This window comes from Streptomyces sp. NPDC056169, assembly GCF_042268445.1.
Lineage (GTDB): Bacteria > Actinomycetota > Actinomycetes > Streptomycetales > Streptomycetaceae > Streptomyces.
Genome location: NZ_JBHJUO010000004.1, coordinates 282,873 through 305,404 on the forward strand (window position 1 = coordinate 282,873; position 22,532 = coordinate 305,404).

A 22,532-nucleotide genomic window follows, 5' to 3' on the forward strand; every position below is an offset into this window, starting at 1 on the left:
TCCTCAGGAGCGGGACCGGCGCCGCAGTGCGGGCCTGGCCTTCTCGGCGCCGTCCAGGCGCTCGGCGAGACCGGCCGGCGTGGGCGCCTCGAACACGGTCTTGATGGACAGTTCGGTGTCGCACACCGCACGGATGCGGCTGATGAGGCGGGTGACGAGGAGGGAATGACCGCCGAGGAGGAAGAAGTCGTCGTCCACTCCGACTTCGGGCAGCCCGAGGACCTCGGCAAAGAGGTCGCAGAGGAGCTTCTCCTGCGCGGTGCGCGGGGGTCGGCCGCCCGGCGAGGTGGTGACGTCGGGGACGGGGAGGGCCTGGCGGTCGAGCTTGCCGTTCGGAGTGAGCGGCAGTGCGTCGAGGACGGTGAAGCTGCTGGGGCGGAGGTGCTCGGGAAGGTGTGCGGCGGCATGCGACCGGGCCTCGGCCGGGTCGAGTACGGTGCCGGGCTCGGCGACCAGGTAGGCCGCGAGGCGCTTGTCGCCCGGGCGGTCCTCGCGGACGACGACCGCCGCCTGACGGACACTGCCGTGCCGCATCAGGACGGCCTGGACCTCGCCCGGCTCGACGCGGAAGCCGCGGATCTTCACCTGCCCGTCCGCACGCCCCAGGAACTCCAGGACACCGTCCGCCCGCCACCGCACCAGGTCACCGGTCCGGTAGACCCGCTCCCCGGGAGCCCCGTAGGGGTGGGCGATGAACCGCTCGGCCGTCAGACCCGGCTGACCCACATAGCCTCGAGCCAGACCGACACCCGCCATGTACAACTCGCCGACCACACCGACCGGAACCGGACGGAGACCCTCGTCGAGCACGTACACCCGCTTGTTCACCACAGGCCGGCCGACCGGGATCGACGAGCCCTCCGTGTCACGCTCCTCGACCGTGTGGCAGCAGGTGAAGATCATCGACTCGACAGGCGAGTAACCGTTGACCAACCGCAGTCCCGGATACTCCGCCAACGCCTTACCCACATGCGCCACCGACAGCGGCTCACCACCGGTCATCACCTGCCGCACCCCGGCAAAGCAGCCCGGATACTCATCCAGCAGGAAGTTGAAAAGGCTCGCCGACACGTGGACCGTCGACACCCCATGCGAGGCGATCAGGTCGACGATCACGGACGGCTCAGGACGCACACCCGGCTGAAGAACACACGTCCCGCCGTGGAGGAGCGCGCCGAACAACTCCAGCGCGAACGCATCCCACGACACCGGCGAGCACTGCAACCACACCTCACCCGGACCGAAGGACACATAGTCCTGCCCGGTCAGCGTCCCCACCATCGCCCGATGAGGAGCAACGACACCCTTCGGCACACCCGTCGAACCCGACGTGAACATCACACACGCCACATCCAGAGGACCCGCAACCCGACCCAGATCACCACCATCACGCGCAGCGATCACCCCCGCCTCGGCATCCACCGAGACCGGAAGCACCCCCGTGCCCTCCCAATGACCCGCGAACCGAGCCACCGTCACCACCCGCGTCACACCCGCCAAAGAAGCGATGTCACGGACCCGCTCCCCAGGAAGACCAGGATCAAGCAGCGTGTAACCGGCACCCGCCTTCAACACCGCCAGAACCGACACCACCAGCTCCGTGTCACGCTCCAACAACACCCCGACCGTGTCACCACGCCGCACCCCACCCACAACCAGATGACGCGCCAACCGGTTCGCCCGGGCGTTCAACTCGCCGTACGTCACCCGGAGATCGCCGAGTACCAGCGCCGTCGACTCCGCTGAAGCGGCAGCCCGTTCCTCGAACAGCTCGTGTACGCCCGCTTCGGACGGGAACGCGCCGGCCGTGGCATTCCACTCGCCCAGCAGCGCCCCCCGCTCCTCCGCCGCCAGGACGTCCAGATCACCGATCCGTACGTCCGGCTCCGCGACGGCCGCCTCAAGGAACCGCACCAGACGCGCCACCAGCACTTCGACGCTGCCTCGGTCGAAGAGATCGACGGCGTACTCGAGAGCTCCCGTGATGCCGGAGGGGTTGCCGTCGCCGTCGTGGGTCTCGGTGAAGGCGGCCGTGAGGTCGAACTTCGCGGTGCCGTTGAGCACCGTCTCCATCCGGGCGTGAAGTCCGGGAAGTTCGCGTGCCGCCTCGGCGTTGTTCTGGAGGACGAGCATCACCTGGAAGAGCGGGTGGCGGGCGAGCGAGCGGGCCGGGTTCAGCTCCTCGACGAGATGCTCGAACGGCACGTCCTGGTGGGCGTAGGCGGCGAGATCGGTCTCCCGGACCCGCGCGACCAGCTCCCGGAACGTCGGATCACCCGAGGTGTCCGTCCGAAGCACCAGCGTGTTGACGAAGAAGCCGACCAGCTCGTCCAGGGCCTCGTCCGAACGCCCCGCCACCGGGGTTCCCAGCGAGATGTCCGTCCCGGCCCCGAGGCGCGTCAACAGCGCTGCCAGAGCGGCCTGGAGGACCATGAACAGGGTGCCGCCTGAGGTGCGGGACAGGCGCATCAGGTCCTGATGGAGCCGCGCGTCGAGGTGGATGGGTACGGCGTCGCCGCGATGGCTCGCGACGGCGGGCCGGGGCCGGTCCGCGGGGAGGGCGAGGGTGTCGGGAGCGCCGGCGAGCACGGCCTTCCAGTGGGCCGTCTGCCGGGTGAGGAGACTGTCGGTGTCCGACGGGTCGCCGAGCAGCTCCCGCTGCCACAGCGTGTAGTCCGCGTACTGGACGGGCAGCGGCGCCCACTCCGGCGCGCGCCCTTCCATACGTGCTTCGTACGCCACCGCCAGGTCCCGCACCAGCGGTGCCAACGACCATCCGTCGCAGGCGATGTGATGGACCACCAGGAGGAGGACGTACTCCCCCGGTCCTGCGGGCGGTCCGAACAGTGCGGCTCGCAGGGGCAGTTCGCCCGCGAGGTCGAAGGGCCGTGCGGCGTGGGCGGAGAGGACCGCGGGCAGGCCCGCCGTCTCGGTGGCCGCGACGACCGTCACGGTGAGGTCCGGGCTCGCCTGCTCGGGCGCCAGGATGTGCTGGCGTACGCGGCCGTGCTCCTCGGGGAACACGGTCCGCAAGGCCTCGTGCCGGTGGACGACGTCGGAGAGCGCGGCGGCGAGGGCCGTCCGGTCGGGCGGGCCGTCGAGGCGCAGGGCGTGGGCGACGTTGTAGGACGCGGCGCCGTCCTCGGCCCGGTCGAGGAACCAGAGCCGTTGCTGGGCGTAGGAGAGCGGAAGTTCGGCGGGCCGTACGGCGGGGAGCAGCGCGGGGCGGGCCCGGTCGGCGCTGTCGAGGCGTTCGGCGAGCGTCGCCACTGTCGGGGCGCCGAAGAGGTCGCGGAGGGTGATCTCCGCGCCGAGGGCGGCGCGGATGCGGGCGGCGAGCCGGGCGGCGAGCAGCGAGTGGCCGCCCCGGTCGAAGAAGTCGTCGTCGATGCCGACGTCCGGGAGGCCGAGGAGCTCCGCGAACAGTCCGCAGAGGATCTCCTCGCGCGGGGTGCGCGGGGCGCGGTGGGCGGCGCCGGCCGCGAAGTCGGGGGCGGGCAGGGCACGGCGGTCGAGCTTGCCGTTGGGGGTGAGCGGCAGGGCGTCCATGCTGACGATCGCGGAGGGCACCATGTGGGTCGGCAGGGTACGGGCCAGGTGGCCGCGCAGCTCGGCCGGGTCGGCGCCGCCGACGACGTACGCGACGACGTGCCGGTCCCCAGGCCGGTCCTCGCGGACGATGACGGCCACGTGGGAGACGCCGGCGTGGCGGGCGGCGACGGCCTCGATCTCGCCGGGTTCGATGCGGAAGCCGCGGACCTTGACCTGGCCGTCGGCGCGCCCGGCGAATTCCAGTGCTCCGCCGGCGCGCCACCGGACGAGGTCGCCGGTGCGGTACATCCGGGCGCCGGGCGGTCCGTAGGGGTGGGCGGTGAACCGTTCGGCGGTGAGGTCGGGGCGGTGGCGGTAGCCGTGGGCGAGGCCGTCGCCGGAGACGTACAGTTCGCCGACGACGCCCGTCGGGACGGGCTGGAGGCGTTCGTCGAGGACGTACACCTGGGTGTTGGCGAGGGGGGCGCCGACGGGGATGACGGTACGTCCCGCGTCGTCGGCGGTGACCTGGTGGCAGTTGGTGAACACCATGGATTCGACGGGGCCGTAGCCGTGGACGAGCCTCAGGTGCGGGAAGTCCCGGCGGACGCGCAGGAGATGGGCGACGGAGGGCGCCTCGCCGCCCGTCATGACCTGGCGCAGGGTGCGGAACACCTCGGGGTGGGTGTCGGCCATGACGGCGAAGAGTCCTGCGGACAGCCAGACGGTGGTCACGTCGTGCGCGGTGACGAGCGCGGCGATCACGGCGGGTTCGGGGCTCTGGCCGGGGGCGAGGACGCAGGTGCCGCCGTGGAGCAGCACGGGCCACATCTCCAGGCTGAGTCCGTCCCACGAGACGGGGGCGCACTGGAGGGAGACCTGGTCGGGGCCGAAGTCGATGTAGTCCTGGCCGAAGAAGGTGCGGACGGTGGCGCGGTGCGGGGAGGCGACGCCCTTGGGGCGGCCGGTGGAGCCGGAGGTGAACAGGACGCAGGCGATGTCGTCGGCCAGGACCCGCACGTCGGGTGCGGTGGCGGGCGCGCCGTCGATCAGCCGGCGGTCGTGGGGTGCGTCGGTCCGGACGACGGTGACGTCTCCCGGCAGCCGGTCGGAGAGTCGGCCGTGGGTGACGACGGTGCGGACGCCGGCCTCGTCGACGATGGAACGGATCCGATCCTCGGGGTGGTCCGGGTCCAGGGGCACGTAGGCGGCGCCGCACTTGAGGGCGGCCAGGATGCCGGTGACGAGATCGGGGCCGCGGTCGACGAGGACGCCGACGAGGTCCCCGTGGGTGACGCCGAGGCCGATGAGGTGGTGGGCGAGGCGGTTGGCCCGGGCGTCGAGTTCTCCGTAGCCGATCCGCTCGTCGCCGGAGATCACGGCGGTGGCGAGCGGCGTGCGGGCGGCCTGTGCGGCGAACAGTTCGTGCAGGCAGCGGTCGCGCGGATAGTCGGCGGCGGTGTCGTTCCAGGTGGTGAGGGTGGTGCGGCGTTCGTCGGCGGAGAGCACGTCGAGGGTGCCGAGCGGGCGGTCGGGGTCGGCGACGGCGGCGTGCAGGAGGCGTTCCAGGCGGGCGAGGAGCGTCCGCACGGTGTCGGTGTCGAAGAGGTCGGTGGCGAACTCCAGGCCCCCGTCGAGCCCGGCGGGTGCGCCGGTCGGGTCATGGGTCTCGGTGAGGGCGAGGGACAGGTCGAACTTGGCGGTGGTGTTGGCGACGGGCTCGGGGCGTGCGGTGACGTCGCCGAGCCGTACGTCGGTCTCCTCGGTGTTCTGGAGGACCAGGAGGACCTGGAAGAGCGGGTGGCGGGTGAGCGAGCGGACCGGGTTCAGCTCCTCGACGAGCCGCTCGAACGGCACGTCCTGGTGGGCGTACGCGGCGAGGTCGGCCTCACGGACCCGTGCGACGAGCTCCCGGAACGTCGGATCACCCGAGGTGTCCGTCCGCAGCACCAGCGTGTTGACGAAGAAGCCGACGAGGTCGTCCAGGGCCTCGTCCGTGCGGCCCGCGACGGCCGTGCCGAGGGGGATGTCGGTCCCGGCGCCGAGCCGGGTCAGCAGGGCGGCGAGGCCCGCCTGCACGACCATGAACAGGGTGGAGTGGGTCTCCCTGGCCAGGTCGCGCAGCTGCTGGTGGAGCTCGGGGCCGAACCGTACGGGCAGCAGGGCGCCGTCGGTGTCGGTGGCGCCGTCAGCGTCGGTTTCGGCGTCGGAGTCGGCGTCGGCGTTCGCTGAGCGGGGCCGGTCGGTGGGCAGGGGTAGTTGGTCGGGCAGGTCGGCCAGGACGTCGCGCCAGTGGTCCAGCTGGCGGGCGAGGAGGCTGTCCGGATCGGTGACGTCGCCGAGCAGCTCACGCTGCCAGAGGGTGTAGTCGGCGTACTGGGCCGGGAGCGGCGTCCAGTGGGGTTCGCCCCCGGCTGCGCGGGCCTCGTAGGCGGTGGCCAGATCGCGCAGCAGCGGGTTCATCGACCAGCCGTCGGCAGCGATGTGGTGCATCACCAGGAGCAGTACGTGCTCGTCCGCGTCTGCCATGAACAGGTGGGCGCGCAGCGGGAGTTCGTCCGCCAGGTCGAAGCGGTGGGATGCGGCGGCGCGGACGGCGGCAGTGAGCGCCTCGGGAGCGTGGGCGTGGTCGGTGACGGCCAGGGTCGGACGAGCCTGCGCGGCCGGGACGACGGACTGGCGGGGCAGGCCGTCGACGGCCGGGAAGCGGGTGCGCAGGGCCTCGTGCCGGCCCGTGAGGTCGATGAGCGCGGCCTGGAGGGCGTCCGGGTCGACGGTGCCGTGGAGCCGGGCGGCGAAGGTGAGGTTGTAGGCGGGGCCGCCGGCGCCGCCCTGGGCCTCGTCGAGGAACCAGAGGCGCTGCTGGGCGTACGAGAGCGGAAGCACGGCGGGGCGCTCGACCGGGCGCAGGGCCGGCCGGGCACGCTCGGCGCCGTCGAGGCGGCGGGCGAGTGCGGACACCGTGGGTGCCTGGAAGAGGTCGCGGATGCCGACTTCGACGCCGAGGGCGGTGCGGATGCGGCCGATCAGACGGGCGGCGAGCAGGGAGTGGCCGCCGAGGTGGAAGAAGTCGTCGTCGATGCCGGCTTCGGGGACGCCGAGGACGTCGGCGAAGAGACCGCAGAGGACCTCCTCGCGCGGGGTGCGCGGGGCGCGGCCGCCGAGGGAGGCGGCGAGCTCGGGAACGGGGAGGGCCTGACGGTCGAGTTTGCCGTTGGGCGTGAGCGGGAGGGCGTCGAGGACGACGATCGCGGCGGGGACGAGGTGCTCGGGGAGCCGGTCGGCCGCGTGAGCCCGTATCTCCTCAGGAGTCACCGAGTCGGACGCGAACTTGGACGCGGAGTCGGAGTCGGAGTCGTCGCGGACGACGTAGGCGACCAGGCGCTTGTCGCCCGGGCGGTCCTCGCGGACGACGACCGCCGCCTGACGGACACTGCCGTACTTCATCAGGACGGCCTGGACCTCGCCCGGCTCGACGCGGAAGCCGCGGATCTTCACCTGACCGTCCGCGCGCCCCAAGAACTCCAGGACACCGTCCGCGCGCCACCGCACCAGGTCACCGGTCCGGTAGACCCGCTCCCCGGGAGCCCCGTAGGGGTGGGCGATGAAACGCTCGGCCGTCAGTCCCGGCTGACCCACATAGCCCCGGGCCAGACCGACACCCGCCATGTACAACTCGCCGACCACACCGACCGGAACCGGACGGAGACCCTCGTCGAGCACGTACACCCGCTTGTTCACCACAGGCCGGCCGACCGGGATCGACGATCCCTCCGTGTCACGCTCCTCGACCGTGTGGCAGCAGGTGAAGATCATCGACTCGACCGGCGAGTAGCCGTTGACCAAGCGCAGTCCCGGATACTCCGCCAACGCCTTACCCACATGCGCCACCGACAGCGGCTCACCACCGGTCATCACCTGCCGCACCCCGGCGAAGCAGCCCGGGTACTCATCCAGCAGGAAGTTGAAAAGGCTCGCCGAGACGTGGACCGTCGACACCGCATGTGAGGCGATCAGTTCGACGATCACGGAAGGCTCAGGACGCACACCCGGCTGAAGGACACACGTCCCGCCGTGGAGGAGCGCGCCGAACAACTCCAGCGCGAACGCGTCCCACGACACCGGCGAGCACTGCAACCACACCTCACCCGGACCGAAAGACACGAACTCCTGACCGGTCAACGTCCCCACCATCGCCCGATGAGGAGCAACCACACCCTTCGGCACACCCGTCGAACCCGACGTGAACATCACACACGCCACATCCAGAGGACCCGCAACCCGACCCAGATCACCACCATCACGCGCAGCGATCACCCCCGCCTCGGCATCGAGGCGTACGAAGGGGGCGGGGCCGTGCTGCCAGCCGTCGGCGGGCTCTCCCGTCGTGACGATCAGCCCGGCACCGGCGGTGGAGACGACGGAGCGGAGGCGCTCGACGGGGAACTCCGTGTCGAGGAGGGTGTATCCGGCGCCGGCCTTGAGCACGGCGAGTACGGCGACGACGAGGTCGAGGTCCCGGTCGAGGAGGAGGGCGACGGTGTCGCCCCGCCCCGCGCCTCGGTCACGGAGGTGTCGGGCGAGCCGGTTGGCGGAGGTGTTCAGCTCCGCGTAGCCGATCGTCCGGTCCGCGAGGACGAGGGCGGTGGCGTCGGGGGTGCGGGCCGCCTGCCGCTCGAAGAGTTCGTGGACGCACGCGGTGTGCGGGAAGTCGGCGGTGGTGGCGTTCCAGTCGCCGAGGAGCGTGGTGCGTTCGTCGGCGGCGAGCACGTCGAGCGCCCCGATGGGCAGGTCCGGCTCGGACACTGCGGCGGTCAGGAGGCGGACCAGGCGCGCGGCGAGCGACTCGGCCGTGTCGTGGTCGAACAGATCGGTGGCGTACTCCAGGAGGCCGGAGATGCCGGCGGGTGCTCCCTCCTGGGTCCGGTGCTGTTCGGCGACGAAGGTGAGGTCGAACTTGGCGCTGTGGCGCTCGGGGTGCTCGGCACGGACCTCGCAGCCGGGCAGGGACAGGGGCGGCGGGGCGTCCTGGAGCGCGAGCATGATCTGGAAGAGGGGGTGCCGGGCGAGCGAACGGACCGGGTTCAGCTCCTCGACGAGCCGCTCGAACGGCACGTCCTGGTGGGCGTACGCGGCGAGGTCGGTGTCGCGGGTGCGGGCGACGAGCTCCCGGAACGTCGGGTCACCCGAGGTGTCCGTCCGCAGCACCAGCGTGTTGACGAAGAAGCCGATGAGGTCGTCCAGGGCGTCGTCGGAACGGCCGGCGACCGGGGCGCCGAGCGGGATGTCGGTCCCGGCGCCGAGCCGCGTCAGCAGCGCGGCGAGTCCCGCCTGCATCACCATGAACAGCGTGGAGTCGCTGCCACGGGCGAGATCGAGCAGCCGTCGGTGCAGCTCGGCGTCGAGCGTGAGGGGCACGCTGTCGCCCCGGTGGCTCGCGACGGCGGGCCGGGCGCGGTCCGTGGGGAGGGCGAGGGCCTCGGGGGACCCGGACAGGGACTCGCGCCAGAAGTCCAGTTGTCGCCGCGCGAGGCTGGACGGGTCGCCGTCGTCGCCCAGCAGCTCGCGCTGCCACAGGGTGTAGTCGGCGTACTGGACGGGCAGCGGTGCCCAGCCCGGCGCGCGGCCGGCGCGGCGCGCCTCGTAGGCCGTGGCGAGGTCCCGGGTCAGCGGGGTGAGGGACCATCCGTCGGCGGCGATGTGGTGGCAGACGAGCAGGAGGACGTGGTCGTCGTCGGCGACGGTCAGCAGAGTGGCCCGCAACGGGGGCTCGGCGGCCAGGTCGAAGCGGTGGGCGGAGGCCTCGTGGAGGACCTGGGAGAGATCCTCCTCAGCACAAACCGCGGCGTGCCAGACGGACTTGAACGACGCGCCCGTGACGACACCGGCGTCTGCGTCGAGGACGCGCTGCCAGGGCTCTCCGTCCGCCGTCGGGAAGACCGTGCGCAGAGCCTCGTGGCGGACCGTCACGTCCCTCACGGCGCGCCGCAGCGCGTCGGTGTCGAGCGGTCCGCGCAGGCGAAGGGCGATCGGCACGTTGTAGGAGGCGTGGGGTTCCTCGACCTGGTCGAGGAACCAGAGCCGCTGCTGGGCGAAGGAGACGGGGACGCGGTCCGGCCGCCGGGCCGGGAGCAGCACCGGCCGGGGATCGGAGTCGACGCCTGCGCCTCCACCTACGTCCGCACCCGCACCGCCCGCGCTGTCGAGGCGCTCGGCCAGCGCCGCCACGGTGGGCGCGTGGAACAGTTCGCCGATGCCGACGCGTACGCCGAGCGCGGTGCTGATGCGGCTGATGAGGCGGGCGGCGAGGAGGGAGTGACCGCCGAGGTGGAAGAAGTTGTCGTCCGTGCCGACCTGCTCGACGCCGAGGACGTCGGCGAAGAGGTCGCAGAGGAGCTTCTCCTGCGCCGTGCGCGGGGCTCGGCCGCCCGGCGCGGTGGTGACGTCGGGGGCGGGGAGAGACCGGCGGTCGAGCTTGCCGTTCGGGGTGAGCGGGAGTGCGTCGAGGACGGTGAAGCTGTTGGGGCGGAGGTGCTCGGGAAGGTGCGCGGCGGCATGCGACCGGGCCTCGGCCGGGTCGAGTACGGTGCCGGGCTCGGCGACCAGGTAGGCCGCGAGCCGCTTGTCTCCGGGGCGGTCCTCACGGACCACGACCGCCGCCTGACGGACACTCCTGTGCCGCATCAGTACGGCCTGCACCTCGCCCGGCTCGACACGGAAACCGCGGATCTTCACCTGGCCGTCCGCACGCCCGACGTACTCCAGGACGCCGTCGGCGCGCCACCGCACCAGGTCACCGGTCCGGTAGACCCGCTCACCGGGAGCCCCGTGGGGGTGGGCGACGAACCGTTCGGCCGTCAGTCCCGGCTGGCCCAGGTAGCCGTGCGCCAGGCCGGCTCCGGTGAGGTAGAGGTCACCGACCACGCCTGCCGGGACCGGGCGGAGCCGCTCGTCGAGGGCGTACATCCGCTCGTTGCCGATCGGCCGGCCGATCGGGATCGCGGGGCGGCGGGTGTCCTCCGTGGTGATGGCGTGGGTCGAGACGAAGATCATCGCCTCGACCGGCCCGTAGCCGTTGACGAGGCGCAGGCCCGGGTACTCCGCCAGCGCCTTCGCCGCGTGGGCGGGCGACGCGGCCTCGCCGCCGCCGAGGATCTGGCGCATCCCGGTGAAGCAGCCCGGGTACTCGTCCAGCAGGAAGTTGAGGAGGCTCGCCGAGAGGTACGCCGAGGTGACGTGGTGGCGGGCGATGAGCTGGGCGATCACCGCGGGCTCCGGCTTTCCGCCGGGCTGGAGGACGCAGGTGCCGCCGTGGAGCAGCGCGCCGAACAGCTCCAGCGCGAAGGCGTCCCAGGACACCGGCGCGGCCTGCAACCACACCTCGTCCGGCCCGAAGGACACGAAGTCCTGACCGGTCAGCGTGCTCGTGACGGCCCGGTGGGGAGCGACGACGCCCTTCGGGACGCCCGTCGACCCCGACGTGAACATCACGCACGCCGCGTCCTCGGGCCCCACGGCACGACCCGGCACGGTGTCCGCGCACGCCGCGATCCCGGCCGCGTCCTCATCGGCGTCGAGCCGTACGAGGCCGGGCACCGGTCCCAGCCCGTCAGCGAGGTCACCGGTCGTGATCACCGACGAAAGACCCGCGCGCCCGGTGACGTCCCGCAGCCGCTCCGCCGGGAATCCCGGATCCAGCAGCGTGTACGCGGCTCCCGCCTTCAGTACCGCCAGCACCGCCGCGACCAACCGCGGCTCGCGCTCCAGGAGGATGCCCACCGTGTCACCACGGCGTACCCCGCGGCCGACGAGATACCGGGCCAGCCGGTTCGCGTCACGCTCCAACTCCCCGTACGACACGCGCACATCGCCGAAGAGCAGCGCCGTCGACTCCGCAGCGGCGGCAGCCCGCCGCTCGAACAGCTCGTGCACACACGCCTCGTACGGCTGCGCGCCGGCCGACGCGCTCCACTCGCCCAGCAGCAACCGCCGCTCGCCCTCCGCCAGGACGTCCAGATCACCGATCCGTACGTCCGGCTCCGCGACGGCCGCCGTCAGCAGCCGCACCAGACGCGCCACCAGCGCCTCGACGCTGCCCCGGTCGAACAGGTCCGCGGCGTACTGGGCCGAGCCGCGGACGCCGGCGGGGCGTCCGGCGCCGTCGTACGCCTCGGTGACGTCGAAGGTCAGGTCGAACTTGGCGACGTCGAGGGAGAGCACGTCCTGTGCGACGAGGTCCAGGCCGGGCAGCCGCGGTGTGGCGACGGCGTTGTTCTGGAGGACGAGCATCACCTGGAAGAGCGGGTGGCGGGCGGGCGAACGGGCCGGGTTCAGCTCCTCGACCAGGCGCTCGAACGGCACGTCCTGGTGGGCGTAGGCGGCGAGATCGGTCTCCCGGACCCGTGCGACCAGCTCCCGGAACGTCGGATCGCCCGAGGTGTCCGTCCGCAGCACCAGCGTGTTCGCGAAGAAGCCGACCAGCTCGTCCAGGGCCTCGTCCGCACGGCCGGCGACCGGCGTGCCGAGCGGGACGTCGGTCCCGGCCCCGAGCCGCGTCAGGAGCGCCGCAAGGCCAGCCTGGACCACCATGAACAGCGTGCTGTCACTGCGGCGGGCGAGATCGAGCAGTCGTCCGTGCAGATCGGCCGGCAGGTCCACGGGGACGACGCCACCCTCGTGCGAGGGCCGGAGCGGGCGGGGGCGGTCGGTGGGCAGCGTCAGTTCGTCGTCGAGCCCTGCCAGGGCCTGCCGCCAGTGGGCCGTCTGCCGGGCGAGGAGACCGTCGGTGTCCGACGGGTCGCCGAGCAGCTCCCGCTGCCACAGCGTGTAGTCCGCGTACTGGACGGGCAGCGGCGCCCACTCCGGCGCGCGCCCCTCCACACGAGCCGCGTACGCCACCGCCAGGTCCCGCACCAGCGGCGCCAACGACCATCCGTCACAAGCAATGTGATGGACCACCAGAAGAAGGACGTAGTCCTCTTCCCCCTCCCCCGGGCCGAACAGATGTGCACGCAGGGGAAGTTCGGTGGCGAGGTCGAAGGCCTGACGGGCCGCGGCGGTGAGGGCGTCGGTGAGGCCCGCCTCGCCCGGGGAGGTGTGGGTCCAGTCCGCGCGGGCGTCCTGGGGCTTCAGCACCTGCTGGTGCGGCTCCCCGTCGGGCGCGGGGTAGAGGGTGCGGAGGGCTTCGTGGCGCTCCACCACGTCGTCGACGGCCCGGCGCAGCGCGTCGGTGTCGGGAGTGCCGTGCAGGCGGAGGGCGAGCGGGACGTTGTACGTGGCGCCGCTCGCCGCCTCCGACGGGGCACCGGAACGCTCGCTCTGGCTGAGGAACCAGATGCGCTGCTGCGCGTGGGACAGTGGGAGCCGGTCGGGCCGCTCGGCGGGGCTCAGGGCCGTCGGGGCCTGCGCGGCGCCGTCGAGGGCGCGGGCGAGGCCTGCGGCGGTCGGGTCCCGGAACAGCTCGCGGATGCCGATCTCGACGCCGAAGGTGCGGCGGATGCGGCTGATCAGGCGGGCGGCGAGCAGGGAGTGCCCGCCGAGCAGCAGGAAGCTCTCGTCCGCGCCGACCTCGTCCATGCCGAGGACGTCGGCGAACAGTCCGCACAGGGTCCGCTCGACCGGAGTCGCGGGGGCACGGCCGACCGGTCCGGTACGGGTCTCGGGGGCGGGCAGGGCCTGGCGGTCGAGCTTGCCGTTCGGGGTGAGCGGGAGGGCGTCGAGGACGACGACAGCGGCGGGGACGAGGTGCTCGGGGAGCCGGTCGGCCGCGTAGGCCCGTATCTCCTCAGGGGTCACGGAGGCAGACACAGGCGCGGGCTCGGAACCGGACTCGTCTCCGTACCCGTACTCGGGCTCGGCTGCGTCGCGGACGACGTAGGCGACCAGGCGCTTGTCTCCGGGGCGGTCCTCGCGGACCACGACCGCCGCCTGACGCACACCCCCGTGGCGCATCAGGACGGACTGGACCTCACCCGGCTCGACGCGGAAGCCGCGGATCTTCACCTGACCGTCTGCACGCCCGAGGAACTCCACGACGCCGTCGGGCCTCATCCGCACGAGGTCACCCGTGCGGTAGAGGCGCTCTCCGGGAGCCCCGTGGGGGTGGGCGACGAAACGCTCGGCCGTGAGACCCGCCTGACCCGCGTATCCCCGGGCCAGCCCCACGCCGGCCATGTAGAGCTCGCCCTCCGCGCCGGGCGGGAGGCGCCGGAGGCGCTCGTCGAGGACGAAGACCTGCTTGCGGGCGAGGACGGAGCCGACGGGTACGGCGGAGCTCCCGAGGTCCTGCGGGGTGATCTCATGGCAGCAGGTGAAGATCATCGACTCGACAGGCGAGTACCCGTTGACCAACCGCAGTCCCGGATACTCCGCCAACGCCTTACCCACATGCGCCACAGACAGCGGCTCACCACCCGTCATCACCTGCCGCACCCCGGCAAAGCAGCCCGGATACTCATCCAGCAGGAAGTTGAAAAGGCTCGCCGACACGTGGACCGTCGACACCCCACGGGAGGCGATCAGTTCGACGATCACGGAAGGCTCAGGACGCACACCCGGCTGAAGAACACACGTCCCGCCATGAAGCAGCGCGCCGAACAACTCCAGCGCGAACGCATCCCACGACACCGGCGAGCACTGCAACCACACCTCACCCGGACCGAAAGACACGAACTCCTGCCCGGTCAGCGTCCCCACCATCGCCCGATGAGGAGCCACCACACCCTTCGGCACACCCGTCGAACCCGACGTGAACATCACACACGCCACATCCAGAGGACCCGCAACCCGACCCAGATCACCACCATCACGCGCAGCGATCACCCCCGCCTCGGCATCCACCGAGACCGGAAGCACCCCCGTGCCCTCCCAATGACCCGCCAACCGAGCCACCGTCACCACCCGCGTCACACCCGCCAAAGAAGCGATGTCACGGACCCGCTCCACAGGAAGACCAGGGTCAAGCAGCGTGTAACCGGCACCCGCCTTCAACACCGCCAGGACCGACACGACCAGCTCCGTGTCACGCTCCAACAACACCCCGACCGTGTCACCACGCCGCACCCCACCCACAACCAGATGACGCGCCAACCGGTTCGCCCGAGCGTTCAACTCGCTGTATGCGGTGCCCCGTCCCTCGAAGACCACGGCGGCGGCATCGGGGGTCCGGGCCGCCTGCTCCTCGAAGACCTCGTGGACGCAGTCCATGGACACCTTCATCAACTCCATCACTCGGCGTTCGGGCGGTGCGGGGGGTCTTGCGTGGCGTGCGGTCCTGCGTGGCGTGCGGTGGTCGGTCGGGCCGTCAGGCCGTCAGGCGGTCGGTCAGCCGGCGGCGGCGGTCTCGGCGATGAGGCTCGCCGGGCGCATGTCGGTCCAGTGGGTGTCGACGTAGTCGAGGCAGCTCTGCCGGGAGGCGGCTTCGTGGACGACGTTCCAGCCGTCCGGGACCTCGATGTCGGCCGGCCACAGCGAGTGCTGGTTCTCGTGATTGACCAGCACCAGGTATGCGGCGTCGGCGTTCTCAAAGGGATTGGTGGTCATCGGAATTCTCCTGTTCCTGAAGCAATTCTTCGGAGACAACGGAAAGCTATCGCCGCCGCGAATTCCGGAAAGGCAGCAACCGGGGCAGCTGGGCGGCAGTTGTGCGGCGGCAGCCGAATCCGGATCTCAGCGGAGGGAATGGCCGCGCAGAACGGCCGGTGTGCGGCGCTCGGTGCAGCAGCGTTCGACGAGGAGCGCGTACGGCAGCAGGGTCGCCAGGTCGCACGGGCCGAACAGCGAGATGCCCACGGGCAGTTCGCCGACGAATCCGGCCGGTACGGCGATGTTGGGGTGGCCGGCCAGGGCAGGCAGGGTGGAACTGGTGCGGGTGAACGGGTCGGGCCCGTCGGCGATGCGCCAGGCCGGTCCGCTGGTCGCGGCCATCAGGACGTCCACGCCGTGCTCGGCCAGGGCCGTGGCGAGCAGGTCCTGGGCCCGCTGTCGGGTACGTCTCCGCAGGTCGGGGGCGAGCGCCCGGTCCTCGTCGGTGAGCGCGGCGCACAGCTCGAAGAGCTCCTGGCCGAAGAGGGCGAGCTCCTCGGGATCCTCGCGGTTCGCCGTGATGACCTCGTCGAGGGTGGCCGGGGCGTTGCGCCGGCCGCTCAAGTACCGCTCCAGGGACGGCCGGAACTCGGCGCAGAGCGCGTCGAGTCCGTCGACGAGCATGTCCCTGGGCAGGGTGAGCTCGACGGGTACGACGACGGCGCCCGCGTCCCGGAGTCGTTCGGCGGCGCGTTCCGCGAGGTCCTGGGCCTCGGGCGCCATGCCCTTGACGTGCCACAGGCCGACCCGGACGGACTCCGGCGGTGCCGGGGTGGTGGGCAGCGGACGGCCGGTCAGGACCGTGAGGCAGAGCGCCGCGTCCGCGAGCCGTGCCGCGAGCGGCCCGATGGAGTCCTGCACGACGGAGATCGGTACGACTCCGGCGGACGGCAGGGTGCCGGGGGCGGGTTTGATCGCGGCCACTCCGCACACGCCCGCCGGGCAGACGAGCGAGCCGTCCGTCTCGGTGCCGAGCGCGAGCGGTGCCATCCCGGCCGCCACGGCGGCGGCCGAACCGGCGGAGGAGCCCCAGGGGCTGTGCTCGGGGTCGTACGGGTTCCGGGTCTGGCCGCCGACGGCGGACCAGCCCTCGATGCTGCGGGTGGAGCGGAAGTTGCCCCACTCCGTGAGGTTCGTCTTGCCGAGGATCACGGCCCCGGCCGCCCGCAGCCGGGCGACGACCTCCGCGTCCCGGTCGGGCGGGGTCCCGGCGAGCTGCCGGGAGCCTGCCGTACCGGCGAGTCCCGCCGTGTCGATGTTGTCCTTGACGAGGACGGGGATGCCGTCCAGGGGGCTCAGGGCCCGCCCGGCGGCGTGCCGGTGGTCGGCGGCGCGGGCCTGTGCCAGGGCCGTGTCGTCGACCGCGAGGACGGCGCGGACCACGGGGTCCACGGCGGTGATCCGGTCCAGGCAGGCCGTGACCAGGTCGGTGCTGGTGAGCGCGCGCGAGCGCAGCAGCCGCGCGAGCTCGGTGACGGGACGGTCCTGGATGCCCGCGAGATCCGGGCGGCCCGGGCGATCCGGCAGGTCCGGGCGACCCGGGCGATCCGACAGGTCCGGGGGATCTGACAGGTCCCGGAGATCTGGGGGATCTGGGAGGTCCCGGAGATCTGGGAGATCCGGGGCGGGGATGCCGGGTGCAGGGGGGCGGTCAGTCAAGGCGGGCCCCCCGGAGGAGCGGGGTGAGGGCCACCATGACGACGGCGATCAGGGCGACCAGGGCGTGCAGCAGCAGCGCCCAGGTCATGCCGGCCCACTCGACGAGTACGCCGATGACCAGGTTGCCGAGGGGCGCGGCACCAAAAATGAGGAGCGCCTGGATCGACACGACCCGGCCGCGTACGGCTTCGGGCGCCCAGCGCTGCACGCACGACACCAGCACGGTGCCGACCAGGGCCGAGACGAGTCCCAGGCCGGCGTAGGGCGCCAGCGCCGCGACCATGGACGGCGCCCAGGCCAGTGCCGCCAGGCACAGGGCCTGCCCGACGGTGCCCAGGACGAGTACGCGTCCCGCACGGTGGCGGGCCGGCCACACCAGGGACAACAGGAACCCGGCGGCGGCGCCGACGGTGAACGCGGTCAGGAGCAGGCCGGCTCCGGCGGCGGCGGAACCGTTCCGGTTCGCCATCAGCGCCACGCCGATGTTGATCGGCCCCGCGCCGGCGAACTCGGTCAGTCCGATCACGGTGATCACGGCCCGCAGCCGTGGCTCGGCGGCCACGGCGCGGAGCCCTTCGCCGATGCGTGCCACCAAGGACGCCTGCGGCGGCGCCCCGGTGGGGCGGACGGCACCGCGCCCCTGCGCGGCGGAGGGGGCTTCCTCTTCCCTCGTGACCTCGGGACCGCTCGCCCCGGGAGCCGAACCTGAATCCGACTCCGAATCCGACTCCGACTCCGACACGGTGTGCGGCTTTCCCCGTGTCCGTACGCGGAGAACGGCCGCCGCCGACACCGCGAACGTCACGGCGTTGACGGCCGCGACCAGCGGGATGCCGCCGAGGGCCATCAGTACCCCGCCGAGGGGGCCGCCCGCCGCCTGGCCGCCGCGGAGGGCGCCCAGGTAGAGGGCGTTGCCGCGGACCAGCTGGCTGGGGGGCAGAAGCCCGGCGCGCAGCGATCCGGAGGCCGGGATGAAGAACGCGCCGAACAGCGCGAGCCCGGCGGCCGCCGCCACGAGCAGGGGGATCCCGGGGCCCAGGGCGAGGGCGCCGCCTGCGGCAAGGACCATGACCGCGCAGCGGGCCAGGTCGGCGCCGGCCATGACCCTGCGCGGGCCCATGCTGTCGACGACGGCACCCGCGCCGAGCAGCGTGACCAGCCGCGGCAGGGAGGCGAGCGCGAGGACCGCGCCCGCCCGGGCCGGGCCGGTGTCGGCGGTGACCGACCAGGCGAGCGTCACGTACCAGGCGGCGTCGCCGAGCGCGGACAGGCCCATGGCGAGGGCGAATCCGAGGTAGCCGCCGTCCGTGAGGCCCGGCCCACCGGTGCGAGGGGCGGTGGTGGGCGCGGGCCCGGTGGCCATGCTGCCGCTCACGGCTGGGTGCCCAGCGGTGTGGCGAGCGAGGGATCCGGGTGCGGGAGGCCCGCCCCGGCCGCCCACACGTCCTCGTGGGCGAGCGCGGCCGCCTCGTACTTGCCCAACGCACTGATCAGCAGGCGCAGTTCCAGGGCGAGGGCCTCCACGAGCCGTTCGAGGCCCCGCTCGGGGTCCTCCTCGACCGCGAGGAGCGCCGCGCGTCCGAGCCCGACGGCCGTGGCCCCGAGGGCGAGTGCCTTGGCCGCGCGGGTGCCCTCCCACATGCGGCCGGACACGAGCAGTCCGGCGGCGGGGCGGCCGATGCGGCGCAGGCATTCGCCCAGCGGCAGCCCGACGCCGTCGAGGAAGCCGAGGGGGGCCCAGCCGGTGCCGCCCTCCGCGCCGTCGACGGTGACCGCGTCGGCGCCGGCCGCCCAGGCGACGGCGGCGGCCTCGCGGACGTCCCGTCCTGGGTGGAGCTTCACCCACACGCGGGCGCGCGGGAAGTTGTTGCGCATCAGGCGGATCTGCTGGCGCAGGATCTCCTCGGTGAAGGTGCCGGGGCTGCTGCACCTCAGGACGCGTTCGTCCCCGCCGCGAGAGTCCCCGCCGCGAGAGTCTCCGCCGAGGACGTCGTCGACGGCGTACTGCTCGGCGACGCGGGCGGCGGCGGCTCGGTCCAGGACGGTCATGCCGCCGAGCCCCGGCTTGGCGCCCTGGCCCACCTTCAGTTCGAAGGCGAGGCGCCCCGATTCGAGGAGCGGGCGGACGGAGGGGTCGCTGTAGACGAGGTTCCACACCTCGGCGTCGGCGTCCTCGGTGCTCTGCTGCACGGCGACGCCGCCGGTGCCGTCGGGGACTTCGTCGAGGTAGGCGCGGATGCGGCCGAGCAGCGACCGCTCGGTGTCCCCGGACGGCGTGGCGCCGAGGCGCCCGTAGCCGTTGACGGGGACGACGTTCTCGCCGATCACCATCGGGATGCCGAGCCGGCCCGCCTGTCGGCTGGCGGCCATGCCGAGGTCGGCGCTCGCCACCTGGGTGGAGCCGAACGCGGAGAGGTAGGCGGGCAGCGGGGAGTGGAGGGCACCGACGGTGGTGGCGAGGTCGACGTCGTGGTGCATCGGCTCGCGGGCGAGGTCGATGAGCTTCTCCAGGCGCCGCGGCATGAAGACGGGCGGCACCAGGCGGAGCGCGTCGAGGAAGTCGGCGTCCTGGGCAGCGGGCGCGGGCGTCCGCGTGGCGCCGAACAGGGTCCGCCCGTACGCCTCCACGGGCGGGAAGAGGGCGGCGGTGCCGCGGCGGGCCCGGTCGCGGACGGCCTCGGCGGGGAATCCGTCGGCCCGCAGGCCGGTTTCGCCGCGGGCCGCCTCGGTGGGTCGGGGGTTCACGGGGCGACCACTCCCGGGACCTTCGGGTAGGCGCTGGCCTGCCAGACGGCGTCGAGTCCCGCGAGGTAGCGGGTGAACCGCTCCAGGCCGATGCCGAAGCCGGCGCTGTCCGGGATGCCCTCGCGGACCATCTGGAGGTACCAGCCGTACTTGGCGGGGTTCTCGCCGGTCTCGCGCATCCGGGCGACGATCCGGGCGTACTCGAACTCCCGCTCGCTGCCGCTGCACAGTTCGCCGTAGCCCTCGGGCGCGATGATGTCGAAGTTGCGCAGGGTGCCCGGCTCGTCGCGGCTCTCGCGGTCGTAGAAGCCCCGGGAGCCCTTGGGGTAGTCGGTGACGAAGAAGGGGCGGCCGGACTTGGCGGAGAGCAGGGCCTCGCCCTGCCAGTCGATCTCGGCGTCGGCGCTCTGGTCGTGGCCCATGTCGCGCAGTTCGGCGACGGCGTCGGCGTGGGTGCGGTGGCCGAAGGGCTCGCCGAGGAGTTCGGCGAAGGCTCCGGTGTCGCGGCCGAGCCGCTCGAACTCCTCGGGGTGGCGCTCGGTGACCTCGCGCACGATGTGCCGTACGAGATCCTCGCCGAGCCGGGTGATCTCCTCGCGGGAGGCGCCCGAGACCTCCACGTCGATCTGGTGGAACTCGGCCAGGTGACGGCTGGTGTTCGCGGTCTCCAGGGGTTCCAGACGGATGCAGGGCGCGATGGAGAAGATCTTGTCGAAGGCGAGCAGGGAGGCCTGCTTGTAGAGGATGGCGCTGGTCATGAGCTTGTAGCGGTGGCCGTAGTAGTCGACGTCGACCTGCTTGGAACCGCGTACGCCCGGGTCGGTGACCGGGCCGATCAGCGGCAGCAGCATCTCGGTGAAGCCGTGTGCCTGGAGAAAGGCGCGGGTGGCCGTGAGCACGCCGTTCTGGAGCCGGACGACGGCACGGGTCGTCGGGTCGGTCAGGTGCCGTGCGGGGACCTCGGGCAGGCGGTCCGTGACGGCGGGGCCGGCCGCCGGGTCCGTGATGTGCAGCATGAGGTGTCTACCGTCCTTCTTCGGGGAGGGCCGCGCGGGCCGGCGGGCGGTGCCCGTCGTCGAGGGGCCGGTGGGTGGGCGAGGGGTCGAGGGCCGCGGCGTCGAAGCGGCGTTCCACGTGGCGGAGAGCGGTGAGGAGTCCGCTGGAGGTCAGGCGGGGCTCGTGGCCGAGTTCGACGATGCCGCCGAGCGGCATGGCGCCGATCTCGGACCAGCGCAGCCGTCCGTCGGTGTCGAGGTAGCTGCGGGTCCGCTGGGCGTTGTCGGGGTGGAGGCAGAAGGGGACGTCGAGGTAGCCGCGTGCGAAGGCCTGCGGCAGGGCGCGGCCGAGGTCCGGCGAGATCTCCAGGACGGCCTGGACGAGCGCGGACGCTTCGGCGTGGATGCCGGTGTCGGGGATGCCGGTGCCGGGGATCGCGTGGTCGGGGATTCCGGTGCCAGGACTGCCCGGGACGCCGGTGCCGGGGTTTCCGGTGCCGGGGGCCTGACCGGCGGCCCGCCCCGCAGCCGTCTCCGCCTCCGCGGCGCGCGCCGCGGCTTCGAGGGCGGCGACGTTCTCGTGCACGGTCGGGATGCGGTGGGCCTCGGCGGCGGTCTTCACGATGAGGCGGGCCGCGCCGGTACGGACCGCGAGGCGGGCCGATTCCTCCAGGAGGAGCCGGGCTCCGTCGGGGGTGCGCGGATAGACGCCCATGTACGTGTAGACGACGATGTGCCAGTCGAGGTCGGGCAGGAGCGCCGCCGCAAGTCGCCGCAGGGCGTGCAGGGCCTCCTCGTCCTGGGCGGGATCGGTCTGCTGGGCGTAGCTGAGGGAGACGCTGCGCAGTCCGTGCTGGGCGAAGAACAGCGCTTCCAGGACGCTGAGCGCCACGAGCAGGCTCGGCGGGCACAACTGGCCCATCATGCAGCCGCCGAAGGTCTCCAGGTGGGGGTCGGCTCCGTGGTCCCGGGTACGGGCGAGCAGCTCGCAGCTGCGCGCCCAGTTCTCGACGGAGGTGGCCAGCGGCGTGCGTCCGTAGGGCAGGCAGTAGGAGACGGGGCCGCCCTCGGTGGCGTCGAGCCCGGCGAGGAGCAGCGCGGCGACGATGTCCTGCGGGGCGGCGGAGCCGTGCCGGACCTGTACGGGGAAGGTGGGGTCCTGGATGCCGTCGAGGAGCGAGCGGGTGACGGCGGTGTCGTAGGTGACGAGGGGATAGCCGTTGAGCGGGACGCCTTCGGCGAGGGCGCGTCGGGCGGCGGCCTGGTCTCCGACGCGGGTGTAGCTGTCCAGGGTGACGGTGCCGACGGTGGTGGCGTCGGCGGCCCGGGTGGCGGCGAGGCCGGCCCGCATGACACGCGGGTCGCTCATGCCCATGCGGGGCTGGACCACGAGGCGGCCGGCGCGCCGCGCGTCGGACACGAAGGCGCCGAAGGAGCCGAAGGAGCCGGGGGGCGACGAACGATCCGCGGCCGTCGAGGACGCCGACCGGTCCGTGATCGTCGAGGGCGAGGGCGAGGGCCGGTCCGTGGTCGTCGGGGTGGGGTGTGTGGGTGCGGTCATGTCGTCACGCCCGCCGGGATGGATCTCAGGAAGGACCCGAACGACGCCAGGCCCGCACCGTCCTCGAAGACCGCGTCGAAACCCGCTTCGAGGAGGGCGGCGTGGTCGGTACCGCCGACGCCGTCGATGCCGAGCTTGCCGCCGATCACGACGGGGATGGCGGCGGTCTCGGGATGGCCGCGCAGTTCACGCACGACACGTCGTCCGTCGTTGGCGCCATGGCCGTTGACGCTGCTGATCACCACGAGGTCGGGGCGCCGGCGCCGGCATTCCTGGACGAGGAGCTCGTCGGGCACGCACGCTCCGAGGTTCGCGACCTGGTGGCCCAGGTCTTCGAGGAGCAGTTGCAGATACACGAGGTTCCAGGTGTGTGCGTCCGACGCGACGCTGGAGACGATCACCTTGAGTCCGGAGCCGGGCCGTAGCTCCGCACTCGGGCTCTGTACCGGGGTCTGGGC

8 protein-coding genes are annotated in these 22,532 nt (G+C 72.7%); all 8 read right to left on the minus strand.

Annotation, left to right across the window (positions count from 1 at the left end; translation table 11 throughout):
* Positions 1-3: 3 nt before the first annotated feature.
* Positions 4-14,757: an amino acid adenylation domain-containing protein gene (locus ACFC0G_RS08350; protein ID WP_376399149.1), complete on the minus strand. Its 14,754-nt coding sequence runs from the start codon at positions 14,755-14,757 to the stop codon at positions 4-6.
* A gap of 96 nt (positions 14,758-14,853) precedes the next feature.
* Positions 14,854-15,072, minus strand: coding sequence for an MbtH family protein (locus ACFC0G_RS08355; protein ID WP_376399153.1), 219 nt, complete (start codon positions 15,070-15,072; stop codon positions 14,854-14,856).
* A gap of 126 nt (positions 15,073-15,198) precedes the next feature.
* Complete coding sequence (locus tag ACFC0G_RS08360; protein WP_376399156.1) at positions 15,199-16,773, minus strand: amidase family protein; 1,575 nt, start codon at positions 16,771-16,773, stop codon at positions 15,199-15,201.
* The gene (locus ACFC0G_RS08365; RefSeq protein ID WP_376399159.1) at positions 16,766-18,136 is read right to left on the minus strand and encodes an MFS transporter; all 1,371 of its coding nucleotides are present in this window, start codon (positions 18,134-18,136) and stop codon (positions 16,766-16,768) included. Before ACFC0G_RS08365 ends, ACFC0G_RS08360 begins: the two co-directional genes overlap by 8 nt.
* Positions 18,137-18,144: 8 nt before the next feature.
* The gene (locus ACFC0G_RS08370; RefSeq protein ID WP_376399162.1) at positions 18,145-19,518 is read right to left on the minus strand and encodes a glutamate synthase-related protein; all 1,374 of its coding nucleotides are present in this window, start codon (positions 19,516-19,518) and stop codon (positions 18,145-18,147) included.
* Entirely contained in the window at positions 19,515-20,534 is a 1,020-nt protein-coding gene (locus ACFC0G_RS08375) for an asparagine synthetase A (protein ID WP_376399165.1), read from the minus strand. Before ACFC0G_RS08375 ends, ACFC0G_RS08370 begins: the two co-directional genes overlap by 4 nt.
* A gap of 7 nt (positions 20,535-20,541) precedes the next feature.
* Positions 20,542-22,074 carry a methylaspartate mutase gene (locus ACFC0G_RS08380; RefSeq protein WP_376399167.1) on the minus strand — a complete coding sequence of 511 codons (1,533 nt, stop codon included), beginning with the start codon at positions 22,072-22,074 and terminating at the stop codon, positions 20,542-20,544.
* Positions 22,071-22,475, minus strand: coding sequence for a cobalamin B12-binding domain-containing protein (locus ACFC0G_RS08385; RefSeq protein WP_376399170.1), 405 nt, complete (start codon positions 22,473-22,475; stop codon positions 22,071-22,073). The genes ACFC0G_RS08380 and ACFC0G_RS08385 overlap by 4 nt, the downstream gene beginning before the upstream one ends.
* Positions 22,476-22,532 lie beyond the last annotated feature (57 nt).